11 protein-coding genes are annotated in these 16270 nt (G+C 47.0%); 3 read left to right on the forward strand and 8 right to left on the reverse strand.

What is annotated here, in order from left to right:
- Positions 1-65: 65 nt before the first annotated feature.
- The gene (locus BM099_RS13550; RefSeq protein ID WP_090728662.1) at positions 66-1154 is read right to left on the reverse strand and encodes a DNA-binding protein; all 1089 of its coding nucleotides are present in this window, start codon (positions 1152-1154) and stop codon (positions 66-68) included.
- Positions 1151-2140, reverse strand: coding sequence for a 23S rRNA pseudouridine(955/2504/2580) synthase RluC (rluC, locus tag BM099_RS13555; RefSeq protein ID WP_090728663.1), 990 nt, complete (start codon positions 2138-2140; stop codon positions 1151-1153). Before rluC ends, BM099_RS13550 begins: the two co-directional genes overlap by 4 nt.
- A gap of 571 nt (positions 2141-2711) precedes the next feature.
- Between rluC and rne the strand changes: the two genes are divergently transcribed.
- Positions 2712-5828, forward strand: coding sequence for a ribonuclease E (gene rne / locus BM099_RS13560; protein ID WP_090728664.1), 3117 nt, complete (start codon positions 2712-2714; stop codon positions 5826-5828).
- A 209-nt stretch (positions 5829-6037) separates the two neighbouring features.
- Here rne and BM099_RS13565 read toward each other — a convergent pair whose 3' ends face one another.
- The 4 genes from BM099_RS13565 to aroC form a co-directional block, all read right to left on the reverse strand.
- Positions 6038-7120, reverse strand: a complete 1083-nt coding sequence (locus BM099_RS13565; RefSeq protein ID WP_090728665.1) for an efflux RND transporter periplasmic adaptor subunit — start codon at positions 7118-7120, stop codon at positions 6038-6040.
- Positions 7107-10541 (reverse strand): efflux RND transporter permease subunit, encoded by a 3435-nt coding sequence (locus tag BM099_RS13570; protein WP_090728666.1) that lies wholly within the window; start codon positions 10539-10541, stop codon positions 7107-7109. The genes BM099_RS13565 and BM099_RS13570 overlap by 14 nt, the downstream gene beginning before the upstream one ends.
- Before the next feature lie 204 nt (positions 10542-10745).
- Entirely contained in the window at positions 10746-11600 is an 855-nt protein-coding gene (gene speE, locus BM099_RS13575; RefSeq protein ID WP_090728709.1) for a polyamine aminopropyltransferase, read from the reverse strand.
- A 280-nt stretch (positions 11601-11880) separates the two neighbouring features.
- Positions 11881-12975, reverse strand: coding sequence for a chorismate synthase (aroC, locus tag BM099_RS13580; RefSeq protein ID WP_090728667.1), 1095 nt, complete (start codon positions 12973-12975; stop codon positions 11881-11883).
- A 169-nt stretch (positions 12976-13144) separates the two neighbouring features.
- Between aroC and BM099_RS13585 the strand changes: the two genes are divergently transcribed.
- A complete protein-coding gene (locus BM099_RS13585) occupies positions 13145-13711 on the forward strand; it encodes a Smr/MutS family protein (protein WP_232349118.1) in 567 nt (188 codons plus the stop codon).
- 86 nt (positions 13712-13797) lie between these two features.
- Positions 13798-14337, forward strand: coding sequence for a GTP cyclohydrolase I FolE (folE, locus tag BM099_RS13590; RefSeq protein WP_090728711.1), 540 nt, complete (start codon positions 13798-13800; stop codon positions 14335-14337).
- A 165-nt stretch (positions 14338-14502) separates the two neighbouring features.
- Here folE and BM099_RS13595 read toward each other — a convergent pair whose 3' ends face one another.
- On the reverse strand, positions 14503-15378 hold the full coding sequence (locus BM099_RS13595; protein ID WP_332311460.1) for a patatin-like phospholipase family protein: 876 nt from the start codon (positions 15376-15378) through the stop codon (positions 14503-14505).
- Positions 15375-16190, reverse strand: a complete 816-nt coding sequence (locus tag BM099_RS13600) for a DUF4892 domain-containing protein (protein WP_177201182.1) — start codon at positions 16188-16190, stop codon at positions 15375-15377. The genes BM099_RS13595 and BM099_RS13600 overlap by 4 nt, the downstream gene beginning before the upstream one ends.
- Positions 16191-16270 lie beyond the last annotated feature (80 nt).

Below are 16270 nucleotides of genomic sequence, written 5' to 3' on the forward strand. Positions count from 1 at the left end.
ATTATTACTACTTTGCATTATAACTGTAAAGAATAACAAAACAGCCAATTGCTCTATCAGAGACATTACAGTCGCGAATTCAACCTGCGCAGCTCTTCATCCTGAGTAATAATACGCTTTTCAAGGCTGGTCAAACGGGCCAGCGTTCTAACCAATTCGTCTTCCTTGTCTTTTAATATTTTGCGTAAACTATTTTCACGACGACTCCAGTCGACCGTGGAATTATGCTGCTTCTGATTCAGACGCCGTATCTCACCATCCAAATCACGTGCCTTATCTTCAAGACGTTTCGTTTTATTGGTTTCAGCCAAAAGCGACGAGGTATAACGAGCTAACTCCCGACTCTGCAAGGCGTTGTCCTGCTTAAGCAGCTTCAACTCCGCATCCTGGCTACGCAACTGGGTTCGCTGCGTTTCAATCTTGACATCTTTTTTCGCTAACTCAGCTTTAAGGTCATGAATCGACTTGGTGAGTACTGATTCTTTTTTGCCCACTTCGTCACGTAATTTTTCCAACGCATTTTTATAATAGCGAGCATCAACATCCGCTTTGCTAACGGCCTCAAGCATATGACGTTGCTCATCTTTGATACGCTGATCAAAAGTACGTTTTGAGTCTTCATAGGTTTTGCGTAAGTGTGCTAACTCATGCTCAACATTAGAACGTATTTGCTCTTCCTGCTTACGTTGGGTTGTTTCTGACGCGAAGCCGCTCTTTAAGACTGACAGTTCAGCTTCAAGCGCTTTATTATGCCCGCCCAGCTCACCTACTTTCTGATTTTGCTCACGCAAACGATTTTCAAGATCCTGCTGACGATATTGCATCTCTTTAATCGTATCTTCAGTAACACGCCCGGCTTCTTCGACATTAGTGCCCAGATGTCTTTGATCACTAACCAAACGTGAGCTAGCCTCCTCAACAGCCTGCTGCCAAATCCGACCAAACGCTATACTCATTGAATCGGGTGCATCAGGAACATAGACGTCCTTTTGACCAAAACTGATACGCGCAGACAAATCACGTTTCCAGCTTTGCCAATGAGGCAGCACCTCCTCAATACTCATCTGACAATCGATGCTAATATTTTCCGGAGTTGGCTGAACTCCGCTTGTCAAAATACGATCTGCACAACGATAAATTTGCTCTTTTATCATTCAGACTCTTCCTGGTATGCTTTATTCTGTTGGTCTGCCAATCGTTCCAGCGCACTGCTTAACGTTTGCTCCAGTGGCGCACTGACCCGTAACACTTCGTTTTCCAGCAGAGTTACTTCTAACATTGCCGAGTGTAAAAACAAACGTTTGATTCCTTGTTTCTTCATGTCCCGGTTTATCGATTCCACGCCATATTTGTCATCGCCGATAATCGGGTGTCCGGCGAATTGAGTATGGACACGAATCTGGTGCGTTCGTCCGGTAACAGGCTTAGCCTCAACCAATGTCGCCTGTGTGCCGAAGCGCCTGAGCACTTTAAACCGAGTTAGCGAGGCTTTTCCATCCGGCTGAACCCTAACAATCCTTTCACCTGATTGAAGCTCGTTCTTACGCAGCGGTGCATCGACTGAGCTATCTTTAGATTCCCAGCGCCCGACAACCAAGGCGTGATAAACTTTATTAACGCGGCTTTGACGCAGCGCTTCGTGCAGATGACGTAACATGCTGCGTTTTTTGGCAATCATAATACAACCGGAGGTGTCACGGTCAAGGCGGTGAACTAACTCAAGAAAACGTTCATCCGGTCTTAATTGACGCATCGCTTCTATCAACCCAAGATTGATGCCACTTCCACCATGTACAGCCAGCCCAGAGGGTTTATTAATAACGATCAATGCTTTTGATTCATAAAGAATAGATTGCTCAAGCAATTCAAGCAGCGCTTTACCCACCATAGGTACATCGGTTGGCTCTGGCACGCGAATAGGCGGAATACGCACAACATCTCCGCCATGAATCCGACCATCAGGCTTTATACGCTTCTTATTAACTCTCACTTCGCCTTTTCTGATAATGCGATAGATCATGCTTTTAGGGACGCCTTTCAAAGCAGTACGTAAGAAATTATCAATACGCTGCCCCGACTGATCTTCTTCTATTTCGATATAACGAACGCTATTGATGGCCGACGGCTTATTATCTGACATTGAGGGAATTGTGTTCTCGATTGATGCTGTATGGGTTAGCTGCTATATTGTAGCGTCGCCGAACGCTGTTGGCTTTAGCTATTGTTAAAAAAATAGATAATGGGCTACTGTGAAGATATTTTTTCACTCATGTCAACTCTAGTATCACTATTCGATTGAGTACTTCGTTTTAGTACTTACAGTTTAGTTAGTATCAGTAGGATCTAAGCCTAGAGCAGCTAAATCTAGCTAGTATCTTTCACTGGTCACCCGACAGCGCGGCAGTATGTGTATTTAATAAAGTTTTTAAGAGAGTGCATTACCCCCCTGAATATCCCCTGTTGGATTTGATTGGAGGTGGAGACGCATTAACAGCCTGGAACCTGCGACGTTATTTCGCAGACACAAACACTTAGAAGAAAAACATCGGCTGTTTTTTCCTCCACCGCAGATGCATTTGCGCAGTACTATCATCTATAGATACTGGCATCCTCAATACTGGACGGCATCGAATGATTGAATCGTGTAACGTTTTCACCAGACGGATCGAACAGGTTGGAGCGCACTCTCTGTAATAGAGAATTAATCTAAAATGAAAAGAATGTTGATCAACGCAACTCAACCTGAAGAGCTGCGTGTCGCACTAGTAGATGGCCAACGCCTTTACGACCTCGATATAGAATCAGAAAGCAGAGAACAGAAAAAAGCTAATATTTACAAAGGTAAAATAACCCGCGTAGAACCAAGCCTTGAAGCTGCTTTTGTTGATTACGGTTCAGACAGACATGGCTTTCTGCCATTAAAAGAGATCTCCCGCGAGTATTTCTCCAAACAACCGCAACGCGGCAATCGTCCAAGCATTCGGGATGTTCTGAAAGAAGGCACCGAAGTCATCGTACAGGTTGATAAAGAAGAGCGTGGCAACAAGGGCGCTGCACTCACTACTTTCATCAGCCTCGCCGGCCGTTATCTGGTATTAATGCCGAACAACCCTCGTGCGGGCGGTATTTCACGTCGTATTGAAGGTGATGAGCGCACCCAACTAAAAGCGGCACTGGATGGGGTTAATATTCCGGACAAGATGGGCATTATCGTACGAACTGCAGGTGTTGGCCGTTCGTCACAAGAGCTACAATGGGATCTTGATTACCTCAAGACCCTATGGGATGCGATAAAAGAATCCAGTGACAAACCCTCCCCTTTCCTTATATATCAGGAAAGCAACGTTGTTATTCGTGCTATTCGTGATTACCTGCGTGCTGATATTGGCGAAGTACTGATCGACGACGACGAGGTTTACCAGAATGCGCTGGTGTTCGTTCGACAGGTTATGCCTTCTTACGAAGCAAAGCTAAAACTTTATAAAGAACAGACGCCTCTGTTTAATCGGTTCCAGATTGAAAGCCAGATTGAAACAGCATTCGAACGCGAAGTTCAGCTGCCATCAGGTGGTTCGATTGTTATAGATCCGACCGAAGCACTGGTATCAATTGATGTAAACTCGGCTCGCGCAACACGCGGCGGAGACATTGAAGAAACCGCATTGCAGACCAATCTGGAAGCAGCGGAAGAAGTATCCCGACAATTACGTTTGCGTGATATTGGCGGCCTTGTCGTTATCGATTTCATCGATATGACGCCGATCAAAAACCAGCGGGCGGTTGAAGATAAGCTTCTGAATGCCTTGAAACTGGATCGCGCTCGCGTTCAGATGGGCCGTATTTCCCGCTTTGGTTTGTTAGAAATGTCTCGTCAGCGTTTACGCCCTTCACTGACGGAAAGCCGTGGTGTTGTTTGCCCTCGCTGTAACGGACAAGGCTCTATACGCGATACTGAATCACTCGCACTCTCCATTATGCGCCTGATCGAAGAAGAGTCCTCTAAAGATCGTACAGCACAAATCCGGGCTATATTGCCGGTCACTGTAGCGACCTATCTGCTCAACGAAAAACGCCGCATCGTCCACGACATTGAGCTACGTCACGATGTTCGTGTCGTTATCGTTCCTAACCCAAACATGGAAACGCCTCACTATGAGGTGGTACGCCTGCGTGATGACCACACCATCACAACGATTAACGATGCTAGCTATACGCTTCAACCGGAACCAGAAACAGAAGCTGAAGATATTGCACGCACCCCGCCAGTGAAGCGTGAGACTGCTGCTGTTCGCAGCGTCACACCGCCATCACAGGCACCCGCGAACACAACAAACGCATCCAATACGGCTACAGAAGCAGCAACGCCTCGCAGTCAAGCCGCCACTAACCCGGCAGCACAACAAGCTACAAGTCAGCCAGAAAGCTTCGCAAGCCGCATCATTGCCGTGCTTAAGTCATTGTTTGCAACTGAAGTAGAGAAAAAAGAAAAACCTGCAGTACAACAACCAGCTGCAAAAGAAAACTTCAGCAAGAAAAGCAACAGCAGAGACAGAGATAGCAACCAACGCAACCGTAAACCACGCAGAAACGGACGAGATTCATCAGACCGCCAACGCTCCTCAAAGCAGCAAGATGAAATTATTACGGTAACTGCGGAGCAAGCTCCTCAGGCAGTGGGCGCTGTAGGTGCTGGCTCATCTAGTAACTCAGCCTCTGCCCAGTCATCAGACGATGATAAAAACGGCAAGCCTCGTCGCCGTCGTCGCACACGCAAAAACAACGATGACAAAGTCGAAAAGACGGATGCAAGCAAAACGACCAAGGAAGCAGATAACGCCAACGAACCGGCGAGCGAACCACGCAGCCGTAATCGTGGACGCCGTCGCAGAAACAGCGAACGCTCTGCAGAACGCACCTTAGTTGCCGACTCGGAAGCTTTACAGCCCGACCAGGCAGTTGCACCAGTAGCTACAGCCGCAGCGGCCATTGCTGCCGATGCAGTAGACGCAGCAGAAAGCGCTAAAGCAGCAACTACTAAGCCGAAAGCTGAAGTAACGGACGCCGCTAAACCTGCCAGCGATACGACAGCGACGGAAGCAACTTCTGAAATAGCAGCTAAAGCAACACAAGCCGTTGCAACAGAAGCAGCATCAGATGCAGCAGTTGAATCAACGGATGCAGTAGCGGATACGGCAGCTGAAACCATAAATGCAGTAGCGGATACAGCAGCTGAAGCCACAGATGCTGTAGTGGATGTGGCAGCTGAAACCACAGATACAGTAGTGGATGCGGCAGCTGAAACCACAGATGCAGTAGTGGATGCAGCAGTTGAAACCACAGATGCAGTAGTGGATGCGGCAGCCAAAACCACAGATGCAGTAATGGATGCAGCAGCTGAAACCACAGATGCAGTAATGGATGCGGCAGCCAAAACCACAGATACAGTAGTTGATGCTGCAGCTAAAACCACAGATACAGTAGTGGATGCGGCAGCCAAAACCACAGATACAGTAGTGAATGCGGCAGCTGAAACCACAGATGCAGTAGTGGATGCAGCAGTTGAAGCAACAAATGCTGGGGCCACCCCTGCAGCCGCTCCCAAAGAAGCGCCGACAGCAGTAGTCTCAACCGAAACTCAAGCAACTGATGCAGTTGAAGCAGCCGAAGCAAGTGAAGCAAAAACCTCGCCAGCTGAAACGCCTGCTGAACAGCCTGTTCCAGCACGTCGCAGGGTTCGTCGCACCAGCAGAGCGCCTAATGATCCGCGTGAAATACGCCGTCGCCAGGAAGAGTCTGCTAAGAGCAACAACGCTGATTCGAGCAATTAAGTAGAAGGCACAAACAAAAAAACCGCGACCTTGTTTCGCGGTTTTTTTATGAGTTTTAAATACCTGAAAATCTATAATGCTTGTATACCGTCATACAAAACGCAGCCATACAATCTATCTCTGTGGATCGGGCTGAAGTCCAACCCACCAATAGACGGCAACACCCTGACCGGCATCTGCCTCGCTGGGTTTTCGATCTCATCCCTCATTCAGCGTTTTTGAAGCAAGGTCTCCCCACCCTTAAGGCCTGATACAACTTCAACCATACCTTGCTGATAAACCAAGCCCGTTTTCACAAAACGCTTTTCAATGCGCGCGCCTTCGGGCAAGGCATTTACTACCCAAACAATATCTAACTGCCCGACTTCAGCGACAAACGCTTGCGGCACTAAAATTTGTTGTGCAGTTCCAGCGGGAACCAATAAACGTGCGTACAACCCAGGCAATAAGCCTTCAATATCACTGATCTGGCTTTTTACTAAGAAAGTCCGCGAAGCGACATTGCCGGCTGGCACTAATTCTTCAATAACGGCAGTCAGGGAAAGCGCTTTAGATGGAATCTCCATTTTTAAGGTTTGTCCCAGTTGCAGCTGAATGGCTCGCCCCTCTCTGACATTCGCCTCGACTCTTACCGAAGCAGGGTTATACAAAGATAATAGCGGCAAACCCGGCTGTGCAGTACTGCCGGGATCGGCCAACCTATCGACAATCAAACCATCAAAAGGCGCCAATACCGTGGCATACCCTAAAGCCGTCTCAGCCTCAACTAAGTTTTGTAGTGCGCTTTTCCTTTGGGCTTGTAAACTGGCGTAGTTTGCCTGATTGGCCTCTAGAGGCGCCAAGGCAAGTAAGCCACGCTTATTTAATTCTTGTGAACGGCCCAGCACTTGTTTTGCCTCTTTTAAACGCGCTTCAATCGAGCCAATTTGTGCTTGCGCTTGCGACACTCGTGACTGCAGATCGGCTCTTTCCATGACCACTAATTCCTGGCCCTTTTTCACATAATCACCGGCACTTACTTTTATATCTTCGATACGCGCCAGAATACGCGCTGAAATGAGCGCTGTTTGTTTGGCAGCAATCGTGGCCGGAACAGGCTCTAAGACTTCAACTTGCGTAGTTTTCACCTCAAATAAACCATCAGGATCCAGCGGGGCCAGACTTTTCTCCCTTAAACCCGGGGCCTCTTTTTTATCAAAACTACCTGCCAGCCATGCAATCACCAGGCCCAGGATAAGCACCGTGAATAAAGGCACAAGGTATTTCATTAGTAACAACTTAGCGTGTTGCATGTTGATCTTCCCTCCCGATAAGCTCACTTTGGGGCGAATCAAAAACTAAAAAATAAACAATGGGCACCAACACCAAAGTAAATAAGGTTGAAGCGATAATCCCAAAAATTATGGCCAAGGCCAAACCACTAAAAACCGGGTCCAGAATAATAACCAAATTACCTAATATCGTGGTGCCCGCAGTTAACAGTACCGGCCTCATCCTAACGGCTCCTGCCATCACCAAGGCATCTTTTATTGGCGCGCCCTGCTTTCTTGCCTGGGTAATAAATTCAACCAGAATAAGCGAATTTCTGACAACAATACCGGCTAAAGCGATCATCCCTATCATGGCGGTAGCCGTAAATAGAACAGGATCGGGCGCCCCCGCCACCACACGCTCACCAAAAAGATTCAAAATCGCAAAACCCGGCATTATGCCAATCACCGTTAACGGAATGGCTGAGATGATAATTAAAGCTAAACGAGTCGAGTCTGTTTGAAACTTGAGCACAAAAAAGATACCCACCAAGGCAAACAAAAAGGCCAACCCCATATCTCTGAATACATCAATCGTGATTAACCATTCACCCTCGCCCCCCCAATTCAACTGAGCATTTTCCGGTAAATGCCAGCTATCTCCTGGCGCGTTTCCAAGAAATACTTCAATGAAGTTTCGCTCTTGCCATGCTGTAACTTCAGTGGCATTACTTGTTTTTGACGCAGTATTCAGATCGGCACTTACATCCGCAATGACTTCAGCGGGGGTGCGGCCAGATAACTCGGCCATGACATAAACCACTCGTTGTAAGTTCTTATGCTGAATAGATGTATCTTCTTGCAACGTAATAAATTCACCCAACTCCCCTAAAGACACTAATGGTTGCGGCACGCTATCCAAACCGTTCTGACTGCTTGCTTTGACCACGCCGGCACGCCCTTTAACCTGCAAACGCTCAAGATCTTGCAGCGCACTTCTTTCCGCTAACGGGAGTTGCAAAATAATGGGCAAGGGCACGGTCTCTCTATCTGTCTGAAAATACCCTGCCGCAATACCCTGGGTTACCAACATCAAGGTTTGGTTAACATCCTGGGTCGAAATGCCTGAAAGCGCGGCCAGCGTTTTATCAGTCTCAAAACGTAAACGTGTCTGCGCATCTTCAATACTGGTATCGACCTCAACCACAAAGGGCTCTCGCTGCAAACGGGCCTCTACTAATTTAGCGGCGACCTGAAGGTCTTCATAAGAGGTCAATGCTGAACCGCTAACTTCAACCACCAGGGTACTCAACACCGGCGGACCCGGAGGCACTTCAACCACTTTCAAACGCAAGCCCGGTTGCTTTAATTGCTGCTCGGCAAACACCGCTAAATGCTCACGCATTCGTAAAACCACGGCATGGGACTGGTGCTCCCGGAGTGTTTTATCTATTAAGGTCAGCCTAAGATCCGCTAGAAAAGGTGCCTGACGCTGATAGTAGTGACGAACCATGCCGTTAAAATCAATAGGTGAAGGTACACCAACAAAACTCGCGACGGCTTCAACTTCGTTAAATCTTAGCAATTCCTGAGATATTCGTTTGGCGACAGTAGCCGTCTGCTCAAGGGTTGAAGATTCGGGCATATCAATGATCACCTGCACTTCATTTTTATTATCAAAAGGGAGCAGCTTCAGGGGAACCCAGCGCATCATTGGCAACATAGCCGCGGCGATAAAAAGTAGCAGCACCGCCCAAAGAAATATTTTAGACTTCCGACGACTGATAAAAAACGGCATCAACAGTTTCTGGTAAAAACGATACAAGCCAGTTTCCCTCTCCGGGTCAAGCTCATTAACGGATGAGTCATCATCTGATGAAGAAGCTACTCGCAGAATTTTTTTGGCGAGCCACGGCGTTACCAAAAAGGCCACCAAGGTACTAACGATAACGCTAATAGGTACATTAAAGGCCATTGGTGCCATATAAGGCCCCATCATGCCGGTAATAAATGCCAAGGGGATAAATGCCAGAATAATGGTAATGGTCGACATAATCAGCGGTATTTTAATCTCGGCAATGGCCTCCTGAATTCTGGCTAGCTTATCTTGAGCAGGATCAGCACAGTGCTTTTTTAAAAAGCGCTGAATATTATCGACACCCGTAATGGGGTCATCGACTAATAATCCAAGGGACAAAATCATTGCAAACAGGGTGACGCGATTAATGGTATAGCCAAATACCATATCCAGGGCCAGAGTCACGCCATAACTTATCGGCACCGCAATACCGACCACCACCGCAGGCCGCCACCCCAAGAAGATGGCAATAAAAACCACGACAGTAAATACCGCAAATAACAAACTATTGGTTAAGTTGGTCACTTTTTCATTGGCGGTTTGACCATAATCCCGTAAGGTTTCAATATAAACATTGCCGGGTAATAGCTGAACTTTCAGATCGTCAATTAAGGCATGCACTTCTTGCGCAACGGTCACCGCATTGCTCCCCGGTTTTTTCGCAATACTCAGGGCGACCATGGGGTAACTGCCGCCAGCCGACTGCGGCTCACCCGGCTTAGCAGCGGCAAAATCAATCCAGGTATAACTATTGGCTTCTTCAGGGCCATCCTCAATACTGGCGACATCTTGTAAGAATACCGGCACACCATCGACAACATTAACAACCAGTTGTTGTAAACTCTTTAAATCACGCAGCACATCACCTGACTCTAATTGCACCGAGGATTGCGCCAAGGTCCAATAACCCGCTCGCTTCAAGACATTAGAAAGCTGCAAGGCCTGCAATACATCCATTGCCGTACTTTGGCGGGCAGCCAGGCTTTCCGGTTGCAGCAAGATGCGAATATTGCGGGCTCTACCTCCCACCACCTTGACTTCGCTTGTATTGGTGATGGATTGCAGGTAATTGGCAAACTCGTCGGCCACCCGCTTTAATTGATAATCGCTGACCAAAGGCTCGCTTAAATCCGTCCACAAACCGAGCATTAAAATAGGGACGTCATCGACTTCAATGGGGTTCACTTGCCAGGCACTAACGCCCGCCGGAATGTTATCTTGATTGGAATAAAGTTTGTTATAGGTATTGAAAATGGCGTCTTCTCTATCTTCCCCCACATAAAAACGCAGGGTCACTAGCGCCTGGCCACTCATAGAGCGCGAATAAACATGCTCAACGCCGGGTATTTGCGCGAGTAATTTTTCGAGCGGAAAAGTGACCTGATGCTCTACCTGCTGAGCGGACATTGCCGGCGCTTGCACGCTAATATCGACCATCGGCACTACAATCTGTGGCTCTTCTTCACGGGCGGTGAAATTTAATGCCAAGCCCCCCATGAATAAGGACAACAGGATAATCAGTACCGGCAAACTTCCCGACAAACTATAGGCGACCGCTCTATCAATGAAGGATAAAGATGCTTGCCTGGATGCATTCTTTTGCATTTAAATATTCACTTTAGCTGTATTAGTTCAAACTAAACCTGACTAACAGAAAAAACACAACACCTTCCCCATGGGGACGGGAGAATAAACGCTGAATGAACCCGTTTAAGAAGCCATTAGCTGATCTGAATCACCCATCAGCCACTCTTCACCCATAAAAAAACGCATCACTTGGATGCGTTTTTTGTGAAAATCTGCTGACTGCTACACCTCGTCTAATGCTTCGACCACATACTGTGGTAAAGCAAAAGCAGCCACATGCATTTCAGGATTATAATAACGACTCTTAATACCTGACTGAACAAAGCGCTGCTTTAATGTGTCAAGATCAACCTGACGCAGAGCCGCATCATCTGCAGCCCATGCCAGTGTCATGTTGCCCCCTATGTAGGTAGGTACAGCAGCACAATAGAAAGTCTGATCAGCAAAATAAGGGCTTAGACGTCGGCGCGTTGTTTGCACTTCGCCTACCTGCATGAAGACCACGCCATTTTGTGCTACAAAGACACCTCCTGTATTCAGGCAACGTTTGCAACCTTCATAAAAACGGCTACTAAAAAGCACCTCGCCAGGGCCTACAGGGTCTGTGCAGTCAGAAATAATAACATCAAACTTTTCATTGGTTTCACAAACAAACTCGATACCATCTGCAATCACTATATTGGCACGCGGATCATCATAAGCGCCATTAGAATGCTTTGGCAGATAGGTTTTACACATATCAATAACAGACTGATCAATTTCCACCTGTGTCGCATGTTCAACTTCGGGATGCTTCAGAACTTCACGCAGAATACCGCCATCCCCACCACCGATAATTAACACCCGCTTTGCAGCGCCATGTGCGAACAAAGGCACATGCGTCAGCATTTCATGATAAATAAACTCATCACGCTCTGTTGTCTGAATAATACCGTCCAGCGCCATGACTGTACCGAACTCTTTATTGCGGAAAATAATCAGATGCCAGGAATCCGTCTGCTGTTCGAACAAGACTTCTTCGATTGCGTAAGACTGTCCGTAGCCATCATAAAGTGTTTCAAGAAAGGTAGTAGTCATCAGTTTAAATCCGCCTTTTACTGCATAATATGTCATCAACCTGCATTCCATCCGGAACAGCAAATTATTGAGTTAAGCTTAAAAACAAATGCCCAGCCGAGACTGAGCACTCAAAATAAAATTATTTAACCCCTGAATAAGAGGCTTCACCGCCGATTAAGAGGCTTCACCCAGATAAAGAGGCTTCACCCAAGTCAAAAGGCATCACCCCAAATTAAGAGGCCTCACCCAGATCAAGAGGCATCACCGCAGAATAAGAAGCTTCTCCTGATAAGAGGCTTTATCCCTTAATAACCGGGGTACTGCACTTAACATCGGCATTCTGAGCACGATGACGCAAAAAGTGATCCATCAACACGATAGCCATCATTGCCTCAGCAATAGGTGTAGCACGAATGCCAACGCAAGGGTCGTGACGCCCCTTGGTCACCACTTCAATAGGCTCACCATTAATATTGATGCTGCGGCCCGGCAACCTCAAACTAGACGTTGGCTTCAACGCGATATGCGCAATAATATCCTGGCCGGTTGAAATGCCCCCCAAAATACCGCCGGCATGATTGGAAAGGAAGCCTTCTGGTGTCATCTCATCACGATGCTCAGTACCTTTTTGCGCAACTACAGCAAATCCATCACCAATTTCAATGCCCTTAACCGCATTGATGCTCATTAAGGCATGTGCTAATTCGGCATCTAAGCGATCAAAGATCGGCTCGCCCAGTCCTACCGGTACCCCGGAGGCCACCACAGATATTTTAGCACCTACAGAGTTGCCCTCTTTACGAAGGTCATCCATATAGACCTCCATCTGCGCGGCAGCATCAGCATCCGGTGAGAAAAACGCGTTTTGCTCCACCTGATGCCAATCAAATTTTTTCGGATCAACAACAATCGGGCCTAACTGTGATAAATAACCGCGAATCTCTATCCCTTTACTTGCCAGATATTTTTTAGCAATTCCCCCTGCGGCCACACGCATCGCAGTTTCACGCGCCGATGAACGACCACCACCACGATAATCACGAAAACCATATTTGTGCGTATAAACGTAGTCAGCATGAGCTGGACGAAATGTTTCAGCAATATTAGTGTAATCTTTAGAACGTTGATCGGTATTTTCAATCAATAGACCGATAGAGGTTCCGGTCGTTTTACCTTCAAAAACACCTGAGAGGATTTTCACCTCATCGGCCTCACGACGCTGAGTCGTATGACGCGATGTACCCGGCTTACGACGATCCAGATCATGCTGCAGGTCAGTTTCTGATATCTCTATCCCAGGAGGGCAACCATCAATAATACACCCTAATGCTGGCCCATGACTCTCACCGAATGACGTTACTGTAAACAACTTCCCATAACTATTGCCCGACATTAGCTCATGTTCTCTCTTATTAATTCTGCTGGCTTATTATAACGCCCGAATCAAATGTTTTAAATTCAGTTGTCATCCGCACTTGATCAATCAGCATAACTATCGGGATAATACCCGCATCTGATTAGGTTTCGATCTGACAGTTTAATGAATTCATGTGCGCGGTGCTATGTCTGACAAAATAAACTCCGGTAAGACTCAAGCAGAGTTATCTTTTACTGAGATGATGGCTGATGTTTCACCTATTAAGCAGGGTAAAACCGTGTTGCGGACGAATGGCCCGATTCGTAAAGACAAACAACGCGCCTACCTCCGTTCCATGGCTGAAGCAGATATAGACCAGGTCATTGATGGTTTATCCAGTGAAATGGTAGAGATTGTTGAGTCCGATGAAGAACTAATCTTCGCGGCTCCCGGCATACAAGTCAGCATGCTGAAACGCCTCCGTAAAGGCCATATCCCCTGGGAAGCAGGTATTGACTTGCATGGAATGACCGTAGATACCGCACGCGACGAGCTGAGCTTGTTTATTCGCGATGCTCAACGTCAGGGCATGCGCTCTGTGATGGTCATCCACGGCAAAGCGTTTAGTCAGTCAGGCCAGCAACCCGTGCTTAAATCCTATGTCAATGACTGGCTTCGACAACTCCCCCAAGTACTGGCCTTTTGCTCTGCTCAGCCCAAAGATGGTGGTTCTGGCGCACTCTACATACTGATAAAACAAATCAAACAATAAATTAGCTCTTGCCACTTTACGTAAGTAGATTGTTCGCGTAAGTTAGCATGCTTTTTAATTCATATTACTGGGGATTTTCACCAATGATGGAAAAAGCATACGCTACCATTATCGAACAGGTAGGCGAAGACCTGAATCGTGAAGGTCTGCTCGACACACCTGCCCGCGCTGCTAAAGCAATGGCATATCTGACCCGCGGATACCACCAAAACCTGGAAGAAGTCGTTAATAATGCTCTCTTCCCGTCTGATAACAGCGAAATGGTGCTGGTTAAAGATATCGAGCTATACTCACTGTGTGAACACCACTTACTACCTTTCATCGGAAAAGCTCACGTTGCATATATCCCTGATGGTAAGGTCATTGGCCTGTCCAAGATCGCTCGTATCGTAGATATGTATGCCCGCCGTCTGCAAATTCAGGAAAATATGACAAAAGAAATTGCAGAAGCGATTATGTCCATGACAGGCGCAAAAGGCGTTGGCGTAGTTATTGAAGCCAAGCATATGTGCATGATGATGCGCGGTGTTGAGAAGCAAAACGGCTCAATGAAAACATCGATGATGCTGGGTACTTTCAGATCAAAACCTGAAACACGTGCCGAGTTTCTTTCATTACTCTGTTAAGCTCAGCTAAGCCCAGTTAAGTTAATCTCAGCTAAGTTAAGATGAATTAAGCTCTGCCTTTCTATATTCAGCATTTCTATATCATCATTACTGATTGATCAGACTTACGCCTAAGCAAGTCTGATCTACTTCTGCTGTTATTAACGCCATATACTAAAAATAGTATTATGAAAGTCGCCGTTCCAATATATCCAGGCCCTCAGCAGCCACTTTACGACCGACAGCAATAACATCCCTCGCTCGATGAAAATCATGAAAGCGACAAGTCTCAGTCGGTATATTTATCAAAAGGTCCGGCCGATAACCCGCTATTTTATATTGAGTCAACGCCCCCTGCATCACCTCGAGCGCGCTCATCATTACATCCAGATTGCTGTCTAGCTTCAGCTTATTTTCGCTGCTACCTTCACCGTGCAGTAATGCGGCAACACTTCCATTGTCAGTCGAACTCGCCACCAACGTCTGATCAACCTGAGGCAGGTTAATCTCAGGCATCACAGGGCTACTGTTCAAATCCACCGCAATAATCAGATCAGAATGCGCGGCAACTGTTGGCGTGATCGGTAGAGGGTTGAGCACACCTCCATCCACTAAGACCCTATGCGCATCAACCACGGGGGTAAAAACACCCGGTACGGCCACCGAAGCCCGAATCGCCGATTGTAACGAACCTCGCTGAAACCACACCTCTTTTTGATGAACTATATCTGTCGCGACAGCCGTAAAGGGAATCGGCAAAGATTCAATCGTCGGATCACCGGTCATCTCCTTTATTTTTTGAAATAACCGGTCGCCACGAATAGTTCCCATACCAAAAGTCAGGTCCAGCAAACGCAAAATCTGCAACCGGGTTAGACCAAGAACCCATTCCTTATAAGTATCCAGCGCATCCGCGGCGTACAAACCACCGACCAAAGCCCCCATCGAACTCCCTGCTATACAGTTAATCTGATAGCCTCTCGCCTTTAACTCTTCAATAACACCGATGTGAGCGTAGCCACGCGCACCACCACTGCCGAGCACTAAGGAAACACTGGTCACAATGATGACGCGCCGGAAACCAGCATCACTGTCAATTGATTCTGATTAAGTACCGAGGGCACTAGCGCCCCCACAGAGAACACCTCTACCCCAGATATTTGACGCATTGAAAGCAACCGCCGTATCTCGTCCGCTTTGGATATCCCAATCTCATTGGCAGTCGCTAACGTTTCTCCTTGGTGATGCACAACCAGAGCGATATCAACGTTGTCCTTTTTCAACTGATCAACCAGCTTTTTCAGCAGGTCCATATCAGGCAGCGCATTCGTTGACAATTCAACATAACCTTTGCCCTTTATCGTCGCGACCATACGTGCTGCCGCGTCGGTTTCAATGAAATCAATATGCGCATAAACTCTGCGATTACCCCGCTCAGTCACATAAATAACGGCCGTGACACCAGGCAACCGGGCTGCCATAACATACTGTGACTGCTCAACACCATAGAGTTTAGAAAATCCGAAAATATCATTTGCCCAATAATTACTACTACCGCATCCACGCCCATGACAGGTAAAAAGCAACTCTGCATTCAGCTTGTCCAGCTGTTCTTTGAATTCATTAAACACAGTACGCGTCGTATTGCCGTCAGGAACACGATAACTGATACGCTTAAGGTAGCCACTAATGCGTTCTTCACGCTCAAGTCTTTCAACACCGTTAACCTTCTCAACGCCGCCAAGGGCCAGGGAATAATCCGTTAACAAGGGAGGCTGATAATTAACGATCCATGATCCGCGAAACCGCTCAATCAAACTATCGTCAGAAGCCCCGGAAATATCATCTTCGGCGATGACTATAGAAGAACACATTAGCAATAGTACCGAAACAAATCTTGTGAACCACATGAGCAAACAACCCTTAATATTTAACCGTTAGAACATGATTTCTA

Source organism: Neptunomonas qingdaonensis (assembly GCF_900113275.1).
Taxonomy (GTDB): Bacteria; Pseudomonadota; Gammaproteobacteria; order Pseudomonadales; family Balneatricaceae; genus Neptunomonas; species Neptunomonas qingdaonensis.